Origin of the sequence: Parasphingorhabdus sp. (genome assembly GCF_049667325.1) — a bacterium.
Taxonomy (GTDB): Bacteria; Pseudomonadota; Alphaproteobacteria; order Sphingomonadales; family Sphingomonadaceae; genus Parasphingorhabdus.
Genome location: NZ_JBATHY010000185.1, coordinates 1 through 22,543, shown reverse-complemented (window position 1 = coordinate 22,543; position 22,543 = coordinate 1). Strand labels below are relative to the sequence as shown.

Annotated in this window: 22 protein-coding genes; 11 read left to right on the top strand and 11 right to left on the bottom strand. The window is 58.2% G+C overall.

Translation table 11 applies throughout. The features are described from left to right. Positions 1-172 precede the first annotated feature (172 nt). Positions 173-676 (top strand): peptidoglycan-associated lipoprotein Pal, encoded by a 504-nt coding sequence (gene pal / locus WBM93_RS08300; RefSeq protein WP_424430748.1) that lies wholly within the window; start codon positions 173-175, stop codon positions 674-676. Between the two features lie 78 nt (positions 677-754). On the opposite strand, the gene WBM93_RS08295 is transcribed toward pal, so the two are convergent. The 3 genes from WBM93_RS08295 to WBM93_RS08285 form a co-directional block, all read right to left on the bottom strand. Next, positions 755-1,051, bottom strand: a complete 297-nt coding sequence (locus WBM93_RS08295; protein ID WP_424430745.1) for a hypothetical protein — start codon at positions 1,049-1,051, stop codon at positions 755-757. 48 nt (positions 1,052-1,099) lie between these two features. Beyond that, positions 1,100-4,012, bottom strand: a complete 2,913-nt coding sequence (locus WBM93_RS08290) for a M16 family metallopeptidase (RefSeq protein WP_424430742.1) — start codon at positions 4,010-4,012, stop codon at positions 1,100-1,102. Between the two features lie 111 nt (positions 4,013-4,123). Beyond that, positions 4,124-4,720 carry a class I SAM-dependent methyltransferase gene (locus WBM93_RS08285; protein ID WP_424430739.1) on the bottom strand — a complete coding sequence of 199 codons (597 nt, stop codon included), beginning with the start codon at positions 4,718-4,720 and terminating at the stop codon, positions 4,124-4,126. Between the two features lie 135 nt (positions 4,721-4,855). On the opposite strand from WBM93_RS08285, the gene WBM93_RS08280 reads away from it, so the two are divergent. Both WBM93_RS08280 and WBM93_RS08275 read left to right on the top strand, forming a co-directional pair. Next, entirely contained in the window at positions 4,856-5,176 is a 321-nt protein-coding gene (locus tag WBM93_RS08280; protein ID WP_424430736.1) for an antibiotic biosynthesis monooxygenase family protein, read from the top strand. A gap of 17 nt (positions 5,177-5,193) precedes the next feature. Next, entirely contained in the window at positions 5,194-6,552 is a 1,359-nt protein-coding gene (locus tag WBM93_RS08275) for an MFS transporter (protein WP_424430733.1), read from the top strand. Here the strand turns inward: WBM93_RS08275 and WBM93_RS08270 are convergent. Next, on the bottom strand, positions 6,549-8,876 hold the full coding sequence (locus WBM93_RS08270; protein WP_424430730.1) for a CDC48 family AAA ATPase: 2,328 nt from the start codon (positions 8,874-8,876) through the stop codon (positions 6,549-6,551). The genes WBM93_RS08275 and WBM93_RS08270 overlap by 4 nt on opposite strands. 342 nt (positions 8,877-9,218) lie before the next feature. On the opposite strand from WBM93_RS08270, the gene WBM93_RS08265 reads away from it, so the two are divergent. Next, positions 9,219-10,097 (top strand): LysR substrate-binding domain-containing protein, encoded by an 879-nt coding sequence (locus WBM93_RS08265; RefSeq protein ID WP_424430727.1) that lies wholly within the window; start codon positions 9,219-9,221, stop codon positions 10,095-10,097. An 8-nt stretch (positions 10,098-10,105) separates the two neighbouring features. Here WBM93_RS08265 and WBM93_RS08260 read toward each other — a convergent pair whose 3' ends face one another. Next, positions 10,106-10,669, bottom strand: a complete 564-nt coding sequence (locus tag WBM93_RS08260) for a carboxymuconolactone decarboxylase family protein (RefSeq protein ID WP_424430724.1) — start codon at positions 10,667-10,669, stop codon at positions 10,106-10,108. Between the two features lie 9 nt (positions 10,670-10,678). Next, positions 10,679-11,128, bottom strand: coding sequence for a peptidylprolyl isomerase (locus WBM93_RS08255; protein WP_424430721.1), 450 nt, complete (start codon positions 11,126-11,128; stop codon positions 10,679-10,681). Positions 11,129-11,289: 161 nt separating this feature from the next. Here WBM93_RS08255 and mgtE point away from each other — a divergent pair, with 161 nt between their 5' ends. Both mgtE and WBM93_RS08245 read left to right on the top strand, forming a co-directional pair. Next, the gene (mgtE, locus tag WBM93_RS08250) at positions 11,290-12,699 is read left to right on the top strand and encodes a magnesium transporter (RefSeq protein ID WP_424430718.1); all 1,410 of its coding nucleotides are present in this window, start codon (positions 11,290-11,292) and stop codon (positions 12,697-12,699) included. An 8-nt stretch (positions 12,700-12,707) separates the two neighbouring features. Then, positions 12,708-13,223: a GNAT family N-acetyltransferase gene (locus WBM93_RS08245; RefSeq protein WP_424430715.1), complete on the top strand. Its 516-nt coding sequence runs from the start codon at positions 12,708-12,710 to the stop codon at positions 13,221-13,223. A gap of 52 nt (positions 13,224-13,275) precedes the next feature. Here the strand turns inward: WBM93_RS08245 and WBM93_RS08240 are convergent, their stop codons facing one another. Then, positions 13,276-13,719, bottom strand: coding sequence for a hypothetical protein (locus tag WBM93_RS08240; protein ID WP_424430712.1), 444 nt, complete (start codon positions 13,717-13,719; stop codon positions 13,276-13,278). A 156-nt stretch (positions 13,720-13,875) separates the two neighbouring features. Between WBM93_RS08240 and WBM93_RS08235 the strand changes: the two genes are divergently transcribed. Next, a complete protein-coding gene (locus WBM93_RS08235; RefSeq protein WP_424430709.1) occupies positions 13,876-14,289 on the top strand; it encodes a DUF1489 domain-containing protein in 414 nt (137 codons plus the stop codon). On the opposite strand, the gene WBM93_RS08230 is transcribed toward WBM93_RS08235, so the two are convergent. The 4 genes from WBM93_RS08230 to WBM93_RS08215 are packed head-to-tail and all read right to left on the bottom strand — an operon-like array spanning position 14,286 to position 18,207. Next, complete coding sequence (locus WBM93_RS08230) at positions 14,286-14,831, bottom strand: DUF2867 domain-containing protein (RefSeq protein WP_424430706.1); 546 nt, start codon at positions 14,829-14,831, stop codon at positions 14,286-14,288. The genes WBM93_RS08235 and WBM93_RS08230 overlap by 4 nt on opposite strands. Position 14,832: 1 nt before the next feature. Then, the gene (nudC, locus tag WBM93_RS08225) at positions 14,833-15,756 is read right to left on the bottom strand and encodes an NAD(+) diphosphatase (RefSeq protein ID WP_424430703.1); all 924 of its coding nucleotides are present in this window, start codon (positions 15,754-15,756) and stop codon (positions 14,833-14,835) included. Between the two features lie 43 nt (positions 15,757-15,799). After that, positions 15,800-17,143 carry a serine hydrolase domain-containing protein gene (locus tag WBM93_RS08220; protein WP_424430700.1) on the bottom strand — a complete coding sequence of 448 codons (1,344 nt, stop codon included), beginning with the start codon at positions 17,141-17,143 and terminating at the stop codon, positions 15,800-15,802. Then, a complete protein-coding gene (locus tag WBM93_RS08215) occupies positions 17,140-18,207 on the bottom strand; it encodes an A/G-specific adenine glycosylase (protein WP_424430698.1) in 1,068 nt (355 codons plus the stop codon). Before WBM93_RS08215 ends, WBM93_RS08220 begins: the two co-directional genes overlap by 4 nt. Before the next feature lie 27 nt (positions 18,208-18,234). Here WBM93_RS08215 and WBM93_RS08210 point away from each other — a divergent pair, with 27 nt between their 5' ends. The 4 genes from WBM93_RS08210 to WBM93_RS08195 form a co-directional block, all read left to right on the top strand. Beyond that, positions 18,235-18,906 carry a DUF721 domain-containing protein gene (locus WBM93_RS08210; protein WP_424430695.1) on the top strand — a complete coding sequence of 224 codons (672 nt, stop codon included), beginning with the start codon at positions 18,235-18,237 and terminating at the stop codon, positions 18,904-18,906. Further along, positions 18,903-19,598 (top strand): DsbA family protein, encoded by a 696-nt coding sequence (locus WBM93_RS08205; protein WP_424430693.1) that lies wholly within the window; start codon positions 18,903-18,905, stop codon positions 19,596-19,598. Before WBM93_RS08210 ends, WBM93_RS08205 begins: the two co-directional genes overlap by 4 nt. A gap of 27 nt (positions 19,599-19,625) precedes the next feature. Beyond that, a complete protein-coding gene (locus WBM93_RS08200; protein ID WP_424430690.1) occupies positions 19,626-20,366 on the top strand; it encodes a thioredoxin domain-containing protein in 741 nt (246 codons plus the stop codon). A 75-nt stretch (positions 20,367-20,441) separates the two neighbouring features. Continuing rightward, on the top strand, positions 20,442-22,543 hold a 2,102-nt coding region (locus WBM93_RS08195), incomplete at its 3' end, for a chromosome segregation SMC family protein (protein WP_424430688.1).

Genomic DNA, 22,543 nt, shown 5'->3' with positions numbered 1-22,543 from the left:
GGGTATCTGGCAAGTGGACCTGACCGGTCGCAACGAACGGCAATTGCCGACACCGGTAAATGGCTCGGATCCTGCTTGGGGACCGTTGCTGCCTTAAATTAGAATCGAGACAAGCCATTGGAAAAAGACTATATATCGCCGAAGGGCTAATATAAATAGGAGCAGAATGATGATCAAATATGCGACCCCCCTCCTGATTACCGCCAGCCTGGTTTTGGCTGGATGTGCCAAAAAACCACCGGAAGAGCTGCCGCCGGCACCGATCGGAACGGCGCCTACCCCGGCACCGACTCCTGCTGGTCCGGGCTATGCTCCGGGTTCCCAGGGGGATTTTCTGGCCAATACAATGTCCGACAGGATCCTGTTCGATACCGATCGTTTCAATATCGATCCGCAGGATCAGACGGTTTTGCAAAGCCAGGCCCAGTGGCTGGCGCAAAATCCCAACGCGCGGATCACCATTGAAGGTCACGCCGATGAACGCGGCACCCGTGACTATAACCTCGCGCTCGGCGAACGCCGCGCCAATGCCGCGAAAAACTATCTCGCTTCGGTGGGCGTCAGCCCCGCGCGGATGACGACGGTCAGCTATGGCAAGGAACGTCCGGAAGCGCTCGCTTCAAACGAGAGTGCCTGGGCACAAAATCGCCGGGCCGTCAGCGTCGTTGTCCGCTAAACCGGCTTGATGTCCGAGACAAAAAAAGGGCCGCTACCCGATGAGGTAGCGGCCCTTTTTGTTTAACCTGTAAATCGACTATTTCTTGGTACCGGTCATTGCCATTTCACCAAAAGCGCCTGCTTTGACCGCGCCCGCCAATTGGCCGTCGGTGATCGTCGCATCGCCTTCCAGTTTCATCGGCATGGGAACGGTCATGTTCATTTCCCAGGTGATGTGATTTCCGTCGACCTTGCCATTTTCAACGTCCATCGATCCCATCGAACCGGCATTGACGCCAGTGAACGTGTCACCATCGGTGACAATGGTAAATTCCGAAGTCTGGTCTCCCATCGGGGATTTCGTTACGCATGTATAAGTTCCATCAATAGACATTCGATTCTCCTTTTAATGTCAAAACCCTGATCCGGTGCAAGCTGGCGGTCACTCGGTGCCGCCGGCCGAATCATTCGAACTGCCATCACTATTAACAGCAGTGTCACTAGCTTCATAGCCGCGATATTCGATCGGCATGTCGAGTGCTTCCAGCTGGGTCTTGATCTTGTCGACATCGCCGACAATGACCCAGGTGAATTTGTCCGGGTCAACCGCTTCGGCCATCGCGTTGTTCACTTCATCCGCGGTCAGCGCCTTATATCTGTCGGCGACGGTTTCCGCGTAATTAGACGGTCGTCCCAGCATCACGTCGCCCTGCATCTGGGCCAATATGCTCGGCGTGCGCTCGAACTGCCCGGGCAGTTCGCGGACATTGCCATTGACGGTGCGTACCAGTTCCGCCGGTGTAACTCCGTTTTCGCCTAGAAAACTGCGGACCTGGGCATCAATCGCAGCGACGGCGGGGCCGGTCTGGTTGGTCTGGACCGGTGCACGCATGGTGTACAATACCCGGTCTTCGCCGCGCAGCACGGTGTTGCGCGTTCCGTAGCTCCAGCCCTTGGTTTCGCGCAGATCCATATTGATCCGGGAGAGAAAATTGCCCCCAAGTATTTCATTGGCCGCGTTGAGCGTCAGCAGGTCATCCGACCCCTTGTAGGGCAGTACCTGACCGGCCAATATCATCGATTGGGGAGAATTCGGACGGTGGATAACGACGATCCGGCCCTCTCCTTGCGGAATAGCAGCATCGAAATTCTTCGCTGGTGCGGCTTTTCCGACACCTTTCCACTTGCCAAAACGCATCTCGAGCTTGTCGACCAGCTTTTGCCTATCGATCCTGCCGGCAGCGAAGATCGTCGCTTTCGCCGGATGCATCCATTTTTGATGAAAGCCGGAGAGATCAGATCGGGTGATCGCCGAGACCGTTTCCTTGGTCCCGTTACCCGACAGGCCGCGGCCATAGGGGTGCTCGGAACCGAAGACCAGGGGCGGAAGAACATTGCTGGCGATGCTCAACGGATCGCTTTCCTCGCGGTCGATCGCGGTGAGCTGCTTTGTCCGGATGCGCTCGATATCATCCGCTTTGAAGGCCGGGTTTTTGACGATATCCGCCATCAGGTCGAGCGAGGCATCCAGGTTTGGATTGACCGCGCTCAGATCAACATCGGTGCGGTCGCGATCGCCGCTTATCGAGATATTGGCGCCCAGACGCTCCTGCTGTTCGGCAATTTCGATCGATGTCAGGCTGGTCGTGCCTTCTTCCAGTATCGCGGTGACGAAATTCTGCAGCCCGAGCTTGTCGGCAGAATCCGCGCTTGCGCCGGCGTTAAACGACAGGGTCACCCGTGTCATCGGCACCGCGTCCCGATGGGCAAAATAGACTTTGATGCCATTGGACAGGGTTGCGGTTTCGACGTCCGGGAAATCAACATTGGGAATCTCGCCCACCGGTGGCAATTGGGACCGGTCGGGAGCGGTTACGGTCCCAGGCTCACCATCCTGCATATAAAAAGCCGGCGCGGTCAGAACGCCGGTCCGCGCACCTATGCCAGCGTCTACTTCCTGATATTCTTCCCGCTCGCCCGGGATCACCGTGATGCCAACGACAGGACGAGTCAACCATTTTTGCATCGCAGCCTTGACCGCATCCGGTGTGGTCGATGCCAGCCGGCCCAGTTCCTTTTTGTAAAATTCAGGATCATCGGAATAGAGTTCACCCTGCGCCAGAGCGACTGCCTTGCCGCTAAAGCCGCCAACCTGCTCCAGTCCGGCGATCCGCGCAGCGGCATCGCGCGTCGCCACCCGCTGCACTTCATCTTCGGTCGGACCATTGGTGATGAAGTCGGCGATTATCTCGTCCAGCCGTTTGGCAACGGCATCGGCATCTTCACCCGGTTTGACGTCAGCGGTAATCTCGATGAAACTGCCGTGCACGAACGGAAGGACATAGGCCGAAACAGCCACCGCGTTTTTCTCTTCGCGCACCATGATATTGTCAAGCCGCGAGCTGGCGAGGCCACCGAGCACTGTCATGCCGACATCAAGCGGGGTATAGTCGGGATCGTTCAGGCCCGGCACCACCCAGTTGCGATAGATTCGGGTGGTTGCGACCTTGTCTTTCATCACTTCGTAAACCGGCGCATCAAGAGTCGGCAATGTCGGATTGAGCTGCGGAATCGGTTTGCCACGCGGAATTGCGCCAAACCATTTGTTGACCAGCGGCCTGGCGGTCGCCGCATCAATGTCCCCGGCCAGCACCAGAATCGAATTATTCGGTCCGTAATGGTCGGTGAACCATTGTTTCATGTCGTCGAGCGAAGCGGCTTCGAGATCTTCCAGCGAACCGATCGTGTCGTGCCCGTAGGGATGGGTGTCGGGAAATAATAATTCGGTCTGGCGATAGCCGACCAGACCATAAGGCCGGTTGTCGCCCTGGCGTTTTTCGTTCGAAACAACGCTGATCTGGTTGTCGAGCTTCTCCTGGGTTACTGCGCCCAGCAAATGGCCCATCCGGTCGCTTTCAAGGAAGAGTGCAACGTCAAGCGCGGAGGTCGGGACGGTCTGGAAATAATTGGTCCGGTCCAGCCAGGTCGTGCCGTTGAGATCGGTCGCCCCGATCTGCCGCAGCGGTTCGAAAAAGTCTCCCGGTGCATTTTCGGAACCATTGAACATTATATGTTCGAAGAGATGGGCATAGCCGGTCTTGCCCTTCGGTTCGTTGGCTGAACCGACGCCATACCAGATCGACACCGCCACAACGGGGGCCTTGCGATCCGTGTGGATCAGCACTTTCAGCCCGTTGTCGAGGGTAAATTCTTCATAGGGTATATCAACGGCGTCGACCAACTCGCTCACCGGCGCCGGCTTGGGAGACATATGATGCTCGGCCAGTGCGGGAGCGGAAACCGTCAACGCGGTGGTGGATAAAGCCAGAAACAGCGAGCGGGACAAACGGGACATCGGGATAATCCTCTCAATCAAATTGCAGATAATATATTTTCAGACATGCCGGTAAATGCAGTCCGGTCGGCCATTGGCTTCGACGAACGACAATCATCCGTCGACGAACGACTATTTTGCCTTCCATCCCCAGAAAAGATGGCAAGGCAGGATGTTCCAGAAGGAATAACCGCTATCGATATGGTCAAAGTGCGGCTCCATATAGGCCCGCGCCTTTTTGACAAATTGATAGACCAGAAACGCTCCGCCCGGCCGGAGTGCGGCATGGGTTTCCTTGGCGATTTTGGGACCGAGCTGGTCGGGCAATGTCGAGAAAGGCAGACCGGAGAGAATATAGTCGGCCTTTTCGTGGCCGAGGTCGCGAATGATCTGTTGCACATCGGCGGCAGAGCCGTGAATCGGGTAAAAACGACTGTCGCGGATCGACTTGCCAAGATAATCGATGAAATCGGGGTTCAAATCAATCACGATCAGCATGGCACCCGGCTTCATTCTCTCAAGAACAGGGCGGCAGAATGTGCCGACCCCCGGACCATATTCGACAAACAGTTCGCACTCGTCCCATTTGACGGGTTCGAGCATTTTTTTGATTGTGCTATCCGACGACGGCATGATCGAACCGACCATCACCGGGTGCTTCAGGAATCCCTTGAAGAAAACACCCCATGGGCCGAGACGTCGCTCCATCCGCGACTTGATACGATCCATGATTTTTGTTTTCGCGATACTGTTAGTCAACTCATTCCTCCGGAGTCGGATCAAACCGTCTTACTAGGGCGTTACAGCTCCGGTGACAATTATAATACGGGTTGCCGGTTGCAACCGAAAGACTAAAAGAAAGCGATGCTGCTACACCCCGAAAACTCCATCGCGGTTATTTTCTGCGCGCGGCGTACCGGCGACGATGATGAAGCCTATCAGGCCGCGGCGGCATCAATGAGCGAGTTGGCAGCCAAACAGTCCGGCTACTTGGGGCAGGATCATGCGAGATCTACGGACGGCATGGGGATTACAGTCAGCTATTGGCTCGACGACGACAGCGCCCTGGCCTGGCGCGATCACCCAGATCACAAGGTCATCCGCGAACGCGGACGCGACCAATGGTATAGCGAATATAGCCTCCACGTTGCCCGCATCGAACGCGGCTATGACTGGCAGAAATAGCATGGCATAGGGACGCGATGGCCGATTCTCCCGATATCGAACCGCTGAGCCGGAAAGATTCATCTATTCCCGGCGCGAAGCCGATCGACAGCACCCGGATGGCTGTGCTGTTCTCGGTCATGCTGGTCACGGCTTCGGGCAACACGGCCATGCAATCCATATTGCCGACGATCGGAACGCAGCTCGATATTCCCGATTTCTGGGTCAGCGCGGCGTTCAGCTGGTCCGCGCTTCTGTGGGTCTATACCGCTCCCAAATGGGCGCGCCAGTCCGACCATCGCGGCCGGAAAGCCCTGATGCGACTGGGCATGATCGGCTTCACGACGTCCTTTGCGCTAGCCGGACTGGCCCTGTTTCTGGGACTGCTGGGCTGGTACAGCGCGCTATGGACATTTGTCCTGTTCGCCTTTTTCCGCAGCCTTTATGGTGGCCTCGGGTCGGCCGCTCCGCCCGCGGTGCAGGCCTATGTCGCCGCCCGAACCGCACGCGCCGACCGGACCAAGGCGCTGTCCCTGATAGCATCATCCTTCGGGCTTGGAACGATCGTCGGTCCGGCTGTCGCCCCGTTGCTCATCATTCCGGCTCTCGGCCTTTCCAGCCCGATGTTCGCATTTGCCGCGATCGGCGTTCTGGTGATGGTGGCTCTGGCGCTGAAACTGCCCGATGACAATCCCGGCTATGCAGCACGCGGCGTCGTGACATCGGAACCGTATAGCTCTGCGCCATCGTCGAACAGTTTGAAAGACAATGACGACGATGAAGAGGAAACCATCCTGCCGCCACAGTTGCGCTGGGGCGATGACCGGATCAAGCCGTGGCTGATAACCGGCATATTGGGCGGCAACGCCCATGCTCTGATATTGGGTGTCGTCGGCTTCCTGGTACTCGACCGGCTCGGTTTGCGCGGCGATCCGGAAATGGGGATCAGAATGACCGGTCTCGTGCTGATGGCCGGTGCAGCAGCAACCTTGCTGGCCCAGTGGGGCCTGATCCCCTTGCTGCAAATGGGACCACGAATCTCGATTTTATGGGGTATGATCCTGGGTGGCCTGGGCTGTCTGATCATCGGTCTGTCCCATGATCTATACGGCATCGTCATCGGATTCGCGGTGGCGTCGCTGGGCTTTGGCCTGTTCCGCCCGGGCTTCACGGCCGGAGCTTCGCTGGCCGTCAAACGATCGGAACAAAACGGAGTGGCCGGCATTGTCGCCTCGGTCAACGGCATGGCCTTCATTGCCTCTCCCGCGCTCGGTGTTCTGCTATATACCTATGCCGGCCCGCTGCCTTTCTGGCTGGCGACAACCGTCTGTGTCTTTTTGTTCGGCTGGGGATACAAGGCCCTCGAACTTGATGACCGGACCATCTCCGAACGCTAGTGCTTGCTGTCCTTGACCGGCGTCAACATGCCCGGCGAGACAAAACCAATCGGTTCGACCCGCATCGCATTCTGCTTCAGCTGCGATTCCATCTTGGAATATTCTTCTTCCATTTCCGGGGTTACCGAAGCACGGCTGTCTTCCAGCGCCTTTTTGAAATGTTTCATCTGGACCGTCTCGACCAACCCACCGAACTCACGCAGCGCGTGAAGCCCGGCCCGGCGGACCAGATCCTCCAGATCGGCCCCGGAATAGCGTTCGGTGCTTTCCGCCATCTCGTCAAGATCAACGTCCTTGGCCAGCGGCATTTTTGAGGTGTGGATGGCCAATATGCGGCGCCGGCCAGCTTTGCCCGGAACCGGGACGTAGACCAGTTCATCAAACCGGCCCGGCCGCAGCAACGCCGGGTCGACAAGACCGGGGCGGTTTGTCGCACCGATCAGGATCACCGACTGCATTTCTTCCAGGCCGTCCATCTCGGCCAGAATCGTATTGACCACGCGTTCGGTAACCTGGGGCTCGCCCATCCCACCGCCCCGCGCCGGGACCAGACTGTCAATCTCGTCGATGAACAGGATTGTCGGCGCGACCTGTCTCGCCCGCGCAAACAGGCGCGCAATCTGTTGCTCGCTCTCGCCGTACCATTTGGAGAGAAGGTCGCTCGATTTGGTGGCGATAAAATTTGCCTCGGCTTCGCGGGCGACGGCTTTTGCTAGCAAGGTCTTGCCGGTTCCCGGCGGCCCATAGAGCAGAAACCCCTTGGCCGGACGAATACCCAGCCGCGTGAACGCTTCCGGGTTTTTCATCGGCAGCTCGATACCCTCTTTCAACCGCAACTGCGCTTCGTCGAGGCCGCCGATATCTTCCCAGCGGACATCGGGCGCCTGGACCATGACCTCGCGCATTGCGGAAGGCTGAACCCGTTTCAGTGCCTCGACAAAATCATTGCGCAGAACGACCAGTTCCTCGAGCACTTCCGGCGGTACGGTCTCCGATTCCAGATCAAGCTTCGGCATGATCCGGCGCACCGCTTCGATCGCCGCCTCCCGCGTCAACGCGGCCAGATCTGCTCCGACAAAGCCGTATGTCGTGCGCGCCAGTTCTTGCAGATCGACAGCCTTGTCGAGCGGCATGCCGCGCGTGTGAATGCCCAGAATCTCGCGCCGGCCAGCCACATCCGGCACGCCGACGATGATTTCCCGATCGAAGCGACCGGGGCGGCGTAATGCTTCATCAATGGCTTCGGGCCGGTTGGTCGCGGCGATAACCACCAGATTGACCCGCGATTCGAGCCCGTCCATCAGGGTCAGCAGTTGTGCCACCAGCCGTTTTTCGGCTTCGCCCTGCACCTGCCCGCGCTTTGGCGCGATCGAATCGATTTCGTCGATGAACAGGATCGAGGGCGCGGCCTTGGTAGCCGCTTCGAATATTTCGCGGAGCTTCTTCTCCGACTCGCCATAGGCCGACCCCATGATTTCGGGTCCGTTGATCAGGAAAAACTCTGCTTCGCTTTCATTGGCGACCGCCCGCGCGAGCCGTGTCTTGCCGGTGCCCGGAGGACCATGCAGCAACACACCGCGCGGCGGATCGACGCCAAGCCGGACGAACAGCTGCGGATAGCGCAGCGGCAATTCCACCATTTCGCGGAGCTGATCGATCGTGTCGTGCAAACCGCCGATATCGTCATAAGTGACATCGGCGCGGCGGTGTTCGGTGGATTCTTCATATTCCGGACGCAATTCGACTTCGGTATCCTCGTCGATATGGACAATGCCCTTGGGCGAGGTTGCAATGACGTTGAGCCGGATCTGGGTTAGGGAAAAGGCGGGAGCTGCCAGCATCTGCCGCAATTGCGGCGGCATATCGCCGCGATCCACCTGTTGCTGGCCATGGGTTGCGACAAAATCGCCTGCCTTCAGCGGACGGCCCATGAAGCTGCGCTTCAGACCGGCCCCGTTGCCTTGCAGGCGCAGGTCCTTCTGGGCCGGCGCGAATACGACTTTTTTGGCCGGCTTCGAATCGACTTTGCGAATTTCGACACAATCCCCCGCTCCGACACCCGCATTGGCACGTTGCAGGCCGTCAAGCCGGACAAAGTCCAGACCTTCATCTTCTGTATAAGGCAGGACGGCTCGCGCAGGAGTTGCCCGTTTGCCGACAATTTCGACCACATCGCCTTCAATCAGTCCCAATTTGCCCAGATTGTCTCGGGATAATCGGGCCAGACCGCGACCGCTGTCCTCGGGCCTCGCATTGGCCACTTGCAGTTTCAGCAGCTTGCTGTCTTCTTCAGGCTTTTCTTTGACTGACGCTGGATCGGACACGGGGGTATCTCCTCGAAAATCATTTTGGTTGTTCCCAACAAGATAGGGATCGATCCGGCGATATGCGACTCCGATTTTCAAATCGAGGATTGCCAGGCAGTTCAGGCCAAAAAAAAGGCCAGTTCCGAAGAACTGGCCTGTAAAAGTTTTTAGGAGAGGATGCCTGAAAGGCTCACCCTAGATGCATCGGAACCCGTTATTGTGCAAGTGCGAAAAGAACATCGCTGGTTGCATATCTTGCAACTTAATAATATTGTTAGTGACTGTTTTCCGCGATTTTTTAAAATATACGATAATTTTTGCATTGCACAAAGGTAATTTTACCCCAATATTGAACATTCCATGCGGCGTCTTCCTCCCCTTCGTGCTCTCGAGGCCTTCATCCGTGTTGCCCGTCTGGGTTCCTCGAAGGCTGCGGCGGCGGAACTGGCGTTGTCTGCGCCGGCCCTGAGCCGGCGAATCAAGTCGCTCGAGGATCATATCGGCAAGCCCCTGTTCGAACGGCGGAGCCAATCGATGATCCTGAACGAGGATGGTCGCCTGCTGCTGAAAACGGTTGCACCGGCGTTGGATAATATTGCCGATGCAGTGGACCAGATGACCGTCTCCGGCGGAGATATGCGGTTGCGGCTGGGTGTCCTTCCGCTGTTCGGAGCGACCCGCTTGCTGCCCAAGCTTCCCGCTCTGAAAAAACTATATCCCAAATTGCATATCGACGTCGACACCTCGGCCCATGCCGAGAATATTCTCGGCGACGCGGTGGATGCAGCGATCATCATCAGCGACAATATCGATCCGAACCTCTATTCGGTAAAGCTGGACAGCAACAAGGTTTACGCAATTGGATCGGTAGAACTGACCAAGGGCCCCAACGCGATCAACCGTCCGGAAGACCTGAAAAATCACAATATCCTGATCCACAGCAATATGACGCGGGCGTTTGACCAGTGGAAAGAAGCGGTCGGCCTGCCCGATCTGGAACCTGCCGGTATCGACCATCTCGACAGTGGTCCGTTGATGCTCGAGGCCGCGGCGCAGGGGCTGGGCATTGCGATCATGCACGGTGGCCATTTTTCGGATGCCAATGATCCGCGACTGGTCCGGCTGTTCGACCATGATGTCGACAGCCCGTACAGCTACTGGTTCGTCTGCCGCAAACGCGACAAGAAAAACCGCGCGGTGCGGATTTTCCATGACTGGGTGGTTAAAGCAGGGCTTTAGCGCGGAAATCAGGCTTTGAGGTCGGGGTCGAGCACCAGATCATCGTCCAGTTGCACGCCGAAGCTGTTGAGCAACATCGATACCTGACTATATTGGCCGACGGTCATTATTAGATCCATCCGCTGTTTCTCAGTTAGCTCCGCGAGCGCATCCCAGGTTGCATCGGAAACATGCCCGTCACCGGTCAGCTCATCGGTCGCGCGCAACATCGCGCGTTCGAGTCCCGTCCAGCCCGGCGCATCCGGGCCGGTCTTGATCCACTCGATCTCTTCGTCGGTGAGTCCGCAATCCTTGCCAATCCGGACATGCTGCGCCCATTCATAGCCGGACTTCCAGTTGAAACCGGTGCGCAGGATGATCATCTCGCGCTCGCGGGCGGGCAGATCATTATGGTCGGACAGGATATATCCGCCCCACCACATGAACGCCTTATAGGCTTTCGGCGCCTTGATCAGCGTCCGGAAGATATTGAATATTTTTCCGGACCGGAAGCGCTCTCCCAGCATCGCCCGTTGCTCGGGTACGAGTTCGGACTCGGCGAGCGGGGCGATCCTGGGTTTATCGAGACGCATGCGGGATGATCAGCCCAGGGTAACGGACTTGATCGCGCCTGGCTGTGCTGGCGGTTCGCCTTTTGGCAGCGCGTGAACGGCTTCCATACCGGAGGTCACTTCGCCCCAGACGGTATATTGGCCGTCGAGGAAACCGGCATCATCGAGGCAGATGAAAAACTGGCTGTTGGCGCTGTTCGGGTCCATCGTGCGGGCCATCGAGCAGGTTCCCTCTACATGCGGCTCTTTGGAGAATTCCTGCGCAATATCGGGCTTGTCGCTGCCGGACATGCCGGTGCCGGTCGGGTCGCCGCCCTGGGCCATGAAGCCGTTGATGACGCGGTGAAATACAACGCCGTCATAAAATCCTTCAGCTGCCAGTTCGGTGATCCGGGCAACATGGTTGGGGGCCAGGTCGGCCCGCAGCTTGATTTCTACGTCGCCGCCGTCAAGGTGGAGAGTCATTTTTTCGTGCGCCATTATGTCTATTCCTTTTCGTTCGTTGAATCACTCTTGGGGCGCATATAGCCAGCGTGTTCGGAAAAATCACCCTGCCTTGCGATAATTGTCACAAAAGATTGCAATTACAGCATCGCCAAGACTAGTAAGCAGCCGAACGCGCGCAGAAGGGGAGCATCGCGATGACCGATATCAACGACGCTCCGCATGACGAAATCATACGCGAGGATGTTCTCGACGATGACAACCGGCTAACCGACGAATTTGTGCGCTCGGTTTCCGAAGCGGTCGAGGATGGAAACTCGACGCTGGCGCAGGAACTGGTCAACCCGCTGCACAATGCCGACATCGCCGATCTGTTCGAACTGGTCGATTCGGATGAACGCGCGCCGCTGGCCGCTGCACTGGGCGATCTGGTAAGCGCCGACGTGCTCGCGGAGATGAACGAGCATGTTCGCGAAGATTTGATCGAAGTGCTCGATGCGGGCCAGATTGCCGACCTCACCGAGCAGCTCGACACCGATGACGCGGTCGCGATTATCGAGGATCTCGAGAAAGGCGAGCAGCAGGCGGTTCTCGCCGAGCTGGACGCCGAAGACCGTGCCGCGATCGAAAGCGCCCTCACCTATGAGGAGGAAACCGCCGGCCGGATCATGCAGCGCGAATTTGTCGCGGTGCCCGAACATATGATGGTCGGCGATCTGATCGACTATCTCCGCAAGAATGACGATCTGACCACGGAATTCTGGGAAATCTACGTGGTCGACCCGGCCTTCCGCCCGATCGGCACCTGCCAGCTGAGCTGGATCCTCCGCACCCCGCGCGATATCGCGATTGCCGATGTGATGAAGCGCGAGCAATCCTTGATTCCGGTCAATATGGATCAGGAAGAAGTGGCGCTGCGTTTCCAGAAATATAATCTGATCTCGGCTGCGGTCATCAACGATGACGGGCGCCTGATCGGGATGATCACCGTCGATGACATTCTCCATATTGTCGAGGATGAGGCCAGCGAAGACGTCCTGCTGCTGTCCGGTGCCGGCGACGGCGACATCAACGAGCCGATCCGCGATTCCTACAAGGCCCGGGTGCGCTGGCTTATCGCCAATCTCGCGACGGCGCTGGTCGCCAGCTTTGTCATCGCGATCTTTGGCGCGGCAATCGAACAGATGGTCGCTCTTGCGATCCTCATGCCGATCGTGGCTTCGATCGGCGGTAACGCCGGCACCCAGACCATGGCGGTCTCGGTGCGCGCGCTGGCGATGAACGAACTGACCCGATCAAACACGCGCCGGATCATCGGCCGGGAATTTCGGATCGCCTTGCTCAACGGCGCGACTATCGCCGTCCTGGTCGGACTGGGTACCGGTCTGGTCTTCGCCAATCCCGTGCTCGGCGGAGTGATCGCGGTCGCCATGCTGATAAATATCGTGATCGCCGGATTCGCCGGGATATTCGTGCCGGTCATGCTCGACCGGCTCGATCAGGATCCGGCGCTGGCGTCTTCGGTTTTTGTCACCATGATCACCGACACCATGGGCTTTCTGGCCTTCCTTGGCCTGGCGGTTGGCAGCGGGATGGTCAGTCTCTAGAGCGCCGCGTGATTGAAACCAAACGTCTGTTGCTCCGTCCGCATATAGCCGAAGATTTTGAGCCTTGCCGCGCAATGTGGCAAGATCCGGCCGTCGTGAAATATATCGACGGCACGCCCGCTACCGAAGCCGAAGCATGGTTGCGTTTTCTGGGATATGTCGGGCGCTGGCAGGTCATGGGTTATGGCTTGTTTGTGCTGATAGAAAAATCATCCGGCCAATTCATCGGAAATGTGGGATTTAGCGACTTCCGGCGCGGGTTGGGACCCGATTTCGATCCCTTCCACGAAGCCGCTTGGGTATTGACAACAGCAGCCCACGGCAAAGGCTATGCGCGGGAAGCCATGGCGGCAGCGCAAAACTGGCTTGATGAAAAGTTCAGTCCCGCCAAAACCGTTTGCATCATCAGCCCCGAAAATATCCCGTCGATCAATCTGGCCGAGAGGCTTGGCTTTCACGCAACCAGAGAAGCCACTTATAACGAAAAGGCAGTCATGCTGTTTGAACGGCTAAGGCCAGAGTGAACGGTACAGCTCAGAAGCACGCGCTCCGACACCATAGGCTTTCGCGCCATCCTCAGTATTGCCGTGGGCAGCGGGATGGCCAGCCTCTCGTCCCCGCATAGGTGGCAACGAAGCCGCGCAGGTCATTGTAAATCCGGTCCCGTGCATCGCCGCTGATCATCTCCCGGCTCAGCGCATCAAAGCCCGGCCGGTTTTCGCATGCGGCCAGCCGAATGGCCGCGATCAGCCATATCTCGTCATGCGTTGTCAGCGAACAGCAAGGGCGACCGATCTGAAAGGGTTCGGGCCAAGCGAAACCAATCGTCTCCGTAATGATCAATATCCGCGTTACAGCCCGAGCACCGCCCAGCCGTTCCGCCAATTGATCCCGGTAGTCATAGTCATTCTGACTCGCGATTACCGCAAGTCGAAAGGCAATGATCAACTGCGCCTCGATCGACGGCAACGTCCTGATATCCGGCAATGGCAACGCCAGCTTCTCCAAAATCTCACCCAATATCCATCTCCTTGATCTTCGAGCCTCTTTTTAATATGATATTGATAATCATTTGCAATAATAAACTGGAGCAATGTCGGAGGACAGTTCCGCGATGTGCTGATCCGGACCCGTAAGGCGCTTGACTAAACCGGTCGCCGCCCACAAATGTGAGCCATGCCACTAAACATGACGAAAATTGCCTATCGCAGCGAAAGCCCGGCGACGCTGCGAAACTGGCTCGAATCGCATAAAGACAATTCCGCCACCGGTGGCGAAGCGCGGTTGACCACGCGCTATTTGCCCAAGCGACACAAGGAAATGGCTGGCGGCTCGCTCTACTGGATCCATGCCAAGAAAATCGTCGGCCGTTCGCCGATTATCGGCTTCATGGACAATGGTGAGGGACGGCAGTGGATCAGGCTCGAGCCGCGGCTTATTGCCGTCCAGCCGATCCCCAAACGCGCCCATCAGGGCTGGCGCTATTTCGAGGAAAAGGATGTCCCGCCCGATCTCGGCGACGGCGCGGAAGGCGCAGAGGACATGCCGGCCGAAATGCTCGGCGAACTGGCAAGCCTGGGATTGGTCTAGAGTTTTGCCGTTTCCGCCGCGTTGCGCAGCAGCGACCGAATTCCCAGTTCGTGAAAAGGAAGGATAGATCGCAAATAGGCCCGTCCAGCAAAATTATGTCGCTTGACCAATGTGCTGACAATGACTTCGTCCACCCCTGGCCCCGGTATCCGTAAAACCGACAGGCGAAAATCGAGATGTTTGTCATCCGCGCCGGTAATCACTTCGTTTCCTGTTCGCCCGTAAAACTCGAAAACTCCGATCCGGTCGCCTGGCTGATACCCTTGCTTCGGCATCATCCGGTCAACCTCAGATGACCGGGGTGCGACTAGACCGAATGGTCGCACCAGCTTGTTGCGCAACTTGAACAACCGCCGAAACCAGTCCGGCATGGAGGACATGATCGCGTGGAAACTGTCTTCCGGTGACTGATTGCTGGATGGCACGCTCACCGCATAGGCATCGCCGAAATCCGCATCGGGCAGATATTGCCCGATCATGCTGTCCAGCGGAATGGCACGCTTGCGGACCGTCATATCCGCACCGGGCCTGCCCGCGACCATATCAGGCTTTGCTATCCAGCCAGTGCCGGAGCAGATCATGGGCGATGGCAAAGGGCGGGGGTGCGACAAAAAGTGCGCCCTGTTCGCCATTCATGGCCGCCTTGACTTCGTCGAGCGAAAACCACGCCGCTTCTTCAATTTCTTCCTCGTCGAGGGTCAGGGTTGGATCGTCGGTCACGCTGGTGCAGGCAATCATCAGCGATGACGGGAAAGGCCAGGGCTGGCTGGCGACATAGCGGACGTCGCGGACCTTGATCCCGGCTTCTTCGAATAATTCCCGCTTTACGCAACCTTCGATACTTTCGCCGGGTTCCAGAAATCCGGCCAGCGCGGAAAAGCTTTTCGGCGGGAAACGCGGCTGGCGACCGAGCAGAACCTTGCCGTCGCATTCCGAGAGCATGATCGCCACCGGGTCGGTGCGCGGGAAATGCTCCGCTCCGCAGCCGCTGTCCTCGGGGTCGCATAATCGCGCCCAGCCGCCCTTGCGGGACTGGGTCGGCTTGCCGCATTGCGCGCAAAATTTGTGGCGTGCGTGCCAGTCTACCAGACTCCGGGCGGTTGCATAAATGGCGGCCTGGTCTGCGGGCAAGTTTCCCAGCGTCTGCCAAAGCGCCCTATTGGCGAGGGGGCCAGCATCACCTGCTCCGTTTAGTTCGGCGAAAAAGGGTGTCTCGTCCTCAATCCCCAGCAATAGCAGATCATTGTCGGGCGAGGCTTCATAGGCCGCGCCCCAGGCCAGATCACCATAGTCATCAAATACCGGATTGAGACCATCCAGCTTGAGCAATTTCGCGCGCGGATTCATCATCGCGGCGCGCAACCGATCGGGATTGACCCGCACCTGATCGGCGCGGTCGAGGGTACCCCCGGCAAAGGTCGGCACTATGGATTTTCTGGCTGTCAGCATCTTTTCTCCGTCACGCATTCAATTCCGGTCGCTTCCTCAAAAGGAAGCAATTCAGCCCGGCTCAGGGACTGGTTTTGCCGGTATCGACCGGTGCCGAGCCATCCAGGTCTGCGTAGACATATTTTGGAAAATCCGACTGGAAGGGATAGCTGTTCGACGGAATATATTGCGTATAACCGCCAGCGCGAAGACCGCGCACGGTGTCGACAAATGCCGCGGTCCCTGCGGCGCCTCCCCATCCGAAAGTGCCCGCCGGACTGTCAGCAGTTCCCAGACCGGAGCGTCCGCCAGCACCAAAGCCCTGTTTGGCGACCCAGGTACCCCGGGTGTCAACGGTATCAGGCATCAGGTTGGACATGCCGAGTTTCGCCGTTTCCGGTTTCATCACCTGGACATCGCCCAATTTGCCGAAACCCAACAGCATTTGCAGAAACTTGTCATAATCGCCAGCCGAACCGACCAGACCGGTGCTGCCAAAGGCGAAAGGCGGTTTATCAAGAAAAATACTGGTCGCACCGGGATCGATCGGGATCAGCGATCCGGCGAACGGCGCGTAATTGTCCGCGAGATCGACCGCCCGGTCGGCCGGAACGTGATAGAACATATTGTTCATGCCAAGGGGGCCGAACATCCGCTCCTGAAGAAATTGATCCAGTGGCTTGCCGGAAACTTTCTCGATCACTGCACTCAATACATCATGGCTCAGCGAATAGCTCCACTTGCTACCCGGTTGATAGACCAGCGGCAGTTCCGAAAGACGCTTGACGAAGGTCATGATGTCAGGGGTGGGCGCACCAGGGTCGACACCGGGGATCGGGCTGCGGCTGACGCGACCGGGAGTCAGACCGGCAGCGAGATAGGCCTTCTGGATCGGTCCTTTGGAAATGATCGTATAGCCGAGACCTGCGGTGTGGGTTTGCAAATGGCGGATGGTGATCGGCGCCTTGGCCGGCACGACATCCTCAAGCGCGCCCTCGGGATCGACCAGCACCTGCATATCGGCGAACTCGGGGAAAATGTCGGACAATGGCTGGTCAAGCGACAGCAGGCCGTCTTCGACAAGCATCATCGCCGCCATCCCGGTGACCGGTTTGGTCTGCGAATACATCCGCCACAACGTATCGGCACCCACCAGCTTGTCGCCACCGAGCTTCAGCGAGCCGGCAGAAATCACCTGAGCCTTGGCCTGGCCGAAACCGATCATCGCCATCATGCCGGCGACTTTCTTGTCCGCAACATATTGATTGATAAGCTTGGTCAGTCCGGGAAAGCTGGAGCCCAGTTCCTTGGCAAAAGCGAGGCCGGGCATGCCGGCAAGCATTGCACCGGTGCCGATACCGCCGAGCACGGAGCGCCGCGAAAAAGAGGATCCAAGCGACGAGGTTGCAGGTTTTCCGATTGTCATTTTTCTTCCTTCAATTTCCATTTCACGGCCTTTGCAAAAAGGGTCGGCAATCCCGCATCCGCGATATTGTCCAGCGGCCACCAGATATCTTCATCCCTGTTAGTAACCATTTTTGCGTCCTGATAAACAGCCAAATCCACTTCGAGCGAAAAATGGGTGAAGCTGTGCTGAACGATATTGTCGTGCACCCGCCATTCGCCGGCGATTGGCGGCGTGGCATGACCATCATTCCCGGCTGCCCAGTCATCATCGGGCAACCCCCGCATCCCGCCCAGCATCCCTTTCGGCGGCCGGGTCGCCAGCAATATTTGATCCTGTTGCTCGATCCAGAAAAACCGCGCCCGGCGAACCGGCTTCGGCTTTTTCGGTGACTTGACGGGATAGCGCTCCATATTGCCGATCGCAAAAGCCGCGCATTGTTTCCGCACCGGACATATTTCGCATTTCGGATTTCTCGATGTGCAGATGGTCGCGCCCAAATCCATGCAGGCCTGCGCAAAATCACCGGCTCCGCGATCCGGCGTTATCGCATCCATCGCGGTGCGGATTTCGACTTTGCCCTTGGGCAACGGGGTATCAATAGCAAACAGCCGAGCCACCAGCCGCTCGATATTGGCATCCACCACCACCGCCCGCTCGCCGAAGGCAATCGCTGCTATCGCCGCAGCTGTATAAGCGCCCACTCCGGGGAGCTGGAGCAGTTCAGACTCTGTCTGCGGAAAGATTCCGTCCAGCTTCTCGGTGACATGCACCGCACATTTATAAAGATTGCGTGCCCGGGCATAATAGCCGAGGCCCGCCCATGCCGCGAGCACATCCGCTTCCTCGGCCCGGGCCAGGTCCCGAACCGTCGGCCAGCGCCGGGAGAATGTCTCGAAATAGCTTTTGACCGCGCCAACTGTCGTCTGCTGGAGCATGACTTCCGACAACCAGACATGATAGGGATCGGGCAAAACACCGCCCGGCGGCGACCGCCATGGCAATATTCTGGCGTTATCCACATAATGTGCACCGATATTGGCAGAAATTTTACGTGCTTTGGCGGGTAGACTATCGACGGCCATGGCCGTGCCATGCCATAAATGCACATAATGGCGAAGAAAATTGATACCAATGGAGATGAAAAGGCGAAACCCGCCCGATCCGGTACTGCTACGCCCAAAAAATCCCCGGGCAACCGCAAAACCAAGTCATATCATAAATACCAGCGTCCGCGCGGCGGCCCGGCGAAAAGCATTTCCGACCTTATGCCGGAAATCGGTCGCGCTGCCTTTCGTCGCTATGGCTTCATCCAGAGCTCGGTGGTCAGCCGCTGGGCGGAGATTGTCGGTGAACGCTATGCGGCTGTGTCCCTGCCCGAATCGATCCGCTTTCCGCGCGGCGAGAAGGAGGGCGGCACGCTGCATCTGCTGGTTTCCGGCGCTTATGCGACGATGATGCAGCATATTGCGCCGGATATTATCGAGCGGGTCAACCGCTTCTTCGGCTATGGCGCGGTCAGTCAGATACGATTCAGGCAAGGTGTCGTAACCCCCAAGGAAGACAAGGAAAAACGCGCTGTTCTGCCGCGCTCGCTCAAGCCTGCGCCGATCCAGCTGGGAGAGAATCTGCGCGATATCGGTGATGCCGAATTGAATCGGGTACTCGAATCGCTCGCATCTGCAGTTGCAAAGGCGGATGCGGACCTTAAGAACGATGCACAGTTGAGCATCAAGGTCGTCGGCAAGATCGGTGACGGTGACAAGAAGAAGGACCAGACATGAAGTTGAGAAGCGCGTATCTTGCTTCGGCATTGGCGGCAGCAACCGTGATGACCGCACCGGCATCCGCACAACAGGCTGACTGGGCCAAGCGGGTTACCGTCTCTCCCATGGGCGGACATGTGTTGGGCAATCCCCTGGCGAAAAATCGCCTGGTGGAATATGTAAGCTACACCTGCAACCATTGCGCGGCCTTTGAAGTCGCATCCAAAGGTCCACTGAAAGCCACATATATCGCCCGAGGTGACGTCAACACGGAAGTGCGCAACTACGTCCGCGATGCCGTGGACTTTACAGCAGCTCTGCTGGCGCGATGCGGTGGCCGGACCAGGTTTTTTGGCAATCATAATGCTCTGATGGCATCGCAAGCTGTCTGGTTGAAAACCGTCCAGTCCACTTCGCCCGAAGTACAGAAGACCTGGTATGAAGGTGAAAACAATGCCCGGCTGAGGAAAATCGCGGCTGATGTCGGCTTCTACGGCATCATGGCCAAACGCAACATCACGAAGGCGCAAGCAAACACCTGTCTCGCAGACAAGGGTGCTCAGGATCAAATTCTGGCGATGAGCAAATACGGGGCAGAAACCGTCAAAATTACCGGCACGCCAAGCTTCACAATGAACGGCAAGCTCATGAAAAGCGTGCACAGCTGGCCCGCCCTGCAACCGGTTCTCGCCGCGCTTCCAAAAGAATGAACGATACTTTCAAACAGGAACAATATCATGCGTAAATCACTCTCACTGCTCCCCGTCTCGCTCGCACTATCCCTGAGCGCCTGTGGCGGCGCGGCAGACACTCCCACAACGGGTTCGTCGGAAACGATCGCAGCAGTCGAGGCTCCTGCCGGGCAGAAATGGTCCGAGACGGTTTCCAAAACCGAAGAAGGCGGCATCGTGATGGGCAATCCCGATGCACCGATCAAGCTGGTCGAATATATGTCGATCACCTGCTCGCACTGCAAAGATTTCGGGGACCAGGCATTTGCGCCTTTACGCGACAATTATGTCGACAGCGGCCGGGTAAGCTTTGAAATCCGCAATTTCGTGCGCGATCCACTGGATCTTTCCGCTGCCATCCTCTCCCGCTGCGGCGGCGAAGGCCCGTTCTTCCCGCTGACCGAACAGGCTTTGGGTTATCAGACAACGATGTTTGAAAAGGCGCAGGGCATGGACGAAGCAACCTATACCGGCATTTTGCAATCCGACCCGAAGGTTCGTTTTGTTCGCCTTGCCGAGCAGCTTGGCCTGATCGCCTTTTTCCAGCAGCGCGGTATTTCCGAAGACCAGGCCAAGGCTTGCCTGGCGGATACGACAGCGGCCGAAAAACTGATGGGTGATACCCAGAAAGGTGCCGAGGAATTCAATATCGAGGGAACGCCAACCTTCTTGCTGAACGGGCAGAAGGTTGAAGGTACCAACTGGATCATGGTCGAAGCCAAGCTGAAGGAAGCAGGCGCAAGATAGGCGGCGATGAACCAATCGCAGGAGGGGGCGCGATTTGAAACTGGTGACTGAGACAGGCGGCATGGGAGTCATACCATGCAGATAAAGAAGCTCAGACTCTCGGGCTTCAAAAGCTTTGTCGACCCCACCGAGCTGCGCATTGAAAAAGGGCTTACCGGCGTGGTCGGCCCCAACGGGTGCGGCAAATCCAATCTGCTCGAGGCGATCCGCTGGGTGATGGGCGAAAATTCCGCCAAGTCCATGCGTGGCGCCGGCATGGAAGATGTGATTTTTGCCGGCACCCAGGACCGGCCCGAGCGGCAATTTGCCGAGGTTTCCCTGACCGCGGAGCGGGAGACCGACGATGTGTCTTCGCTCCATGTCGGCGACAATGACAGCGAACTGGAAATCGTCCGCCGGATCGAGCGCGGTGCCGGCTCCGCCTATCGCGCCAACGGCACCGATGTCCGGGCCAAGGACATCGCGCTGATCTTTGCCGACGCCGCCACCGGGGCGCACAGCCCTGCCTTAGTCAGCCAGGGCAAGATATCGAACATCATTTCCTCCAAACCCGAAGCGCGGCGCGAAATGCTGGAGGAAGCCGCAGGCATCTCCGGCCTCCACGTCCGGCGCAAGGACGCCGAGCAGAAATTGCGCGCGGCGGAGAAGAATCTCTCCCGCCTCGACGATATTCTCGGCGATATGGAGCAGCGCGCCGCCAATCTCCGGCGGCAGGCCAAGCAGGCGGAACGCTACAAGAAACTGAGCGGGGAAATCACCACCGTCGAGGGGCGTCTGATCTACGCGCGCTGGAAAGAAGCGGCAGCTGCTGCCGATGCGGCCAAGGCCGAAGCGGAAGCCGCCGAGGCCAAGGTCGGTGCGGCACAGAACGAACAGCAAGCGGCGGTATCCGCGCAGAATGAAAGCGCCAAGGCGCTCGGAATATTACGCGCAGAAGTTCAACGCGCGCGGGAAGAAGCCAGCGAGTCCAGCCACCGCCTGCTGACCCTGACCAACGAACGCGACAATCTGAAATCGCGGCTGCTCGATCTGCAGGCGCAGGCCCAGCGCATCCACGACGACAATGCGCGCGAGGACCAGTTGACCCGCGATGCCATGGAGGCGCTTGCTGGCCTCGAGCAGGATGAGACGCGGCTTTCGACGGAATTGTCCGATCTGAACAAGGAACGGCCGGAACTGGAGCGCGCCGCCGAACGATCCGAGCGGGCGGCGAGCGAGGCAGAAGTGGAACTCGCCAAGGCGGTGGCCGAAGAAGCAAGGATTCAGGCAGAGATAAAAGTCGCCAATGCAGCCGTCGATGCCGCACAGGTTCGCCATGACCGGCTGGCAGTGGAACTGGATCGCCTCAACGCCGAACGCGCCGAGATGGGCGATGAAGCGGAGTTGCAGACCGCGCTGGCAGAAGCGATCGCGACGCGCGAAGCCTCGCAGAAAGCGGCGGACGCCAGCAGTAGCAAGATTGCCTCGCTCGAGGAGCAACAGGTATTGGCCACCACGGCACGTGACGCCGCGCAATCCGGCCTTTCCGCCCTTAAGGCGGAACTGGCTGGCCTGAAATCAGAACATGACGCACTGGATCGCGAACTGTCCAGAGCCGAGAGCACCCACAAGGCGATCGATCAGGTCAAGCCGGCACCGGACTATGAACGAGCATTGGCAGCTGCGCTGGGCGATGATCTGCTGGCGTCGATCGGCGAGGATGGCGACCGCTTCTGGGGCGGCGGTGCTATGGGCGCTTCCGGTGCGGCACCTGCCGGAACCGAGATTCTGCTCGACCGGGTTCAGGCCCCGTCAGAATTGCACAATCGCCTGTCGCAGATTTTTGTCGTCGATCGCGACGACGGCCAAGCGCTTTCTGTTGGCCAGCGGCTGGTCACCAAAGCAGGCGCGCTGCGCCGCTGGGACGGTTTTGTCGCCCGCGACGATGGTAATGCAAGCGCCGAACGGCTGGTCCGGGCCAATCGCCTGCGTGAATTACAGGACATGCTGGTTCCGGCAGAGGACAAGGTTGCAACGGCTGAAACAGCGCTTGTTGCCCAGCGCGAAGCGATGGCCGAAATCGAAACCCGGCTTGGTGAAGCCCGCAATTCGCGGCGCGATGCTGAGGAAGCGCTGCGTCAGGCATTGCGCGAGGCCGATCAGGCCGAAGAAGCGCTGGCCTGGCTGCAGAAACGCAC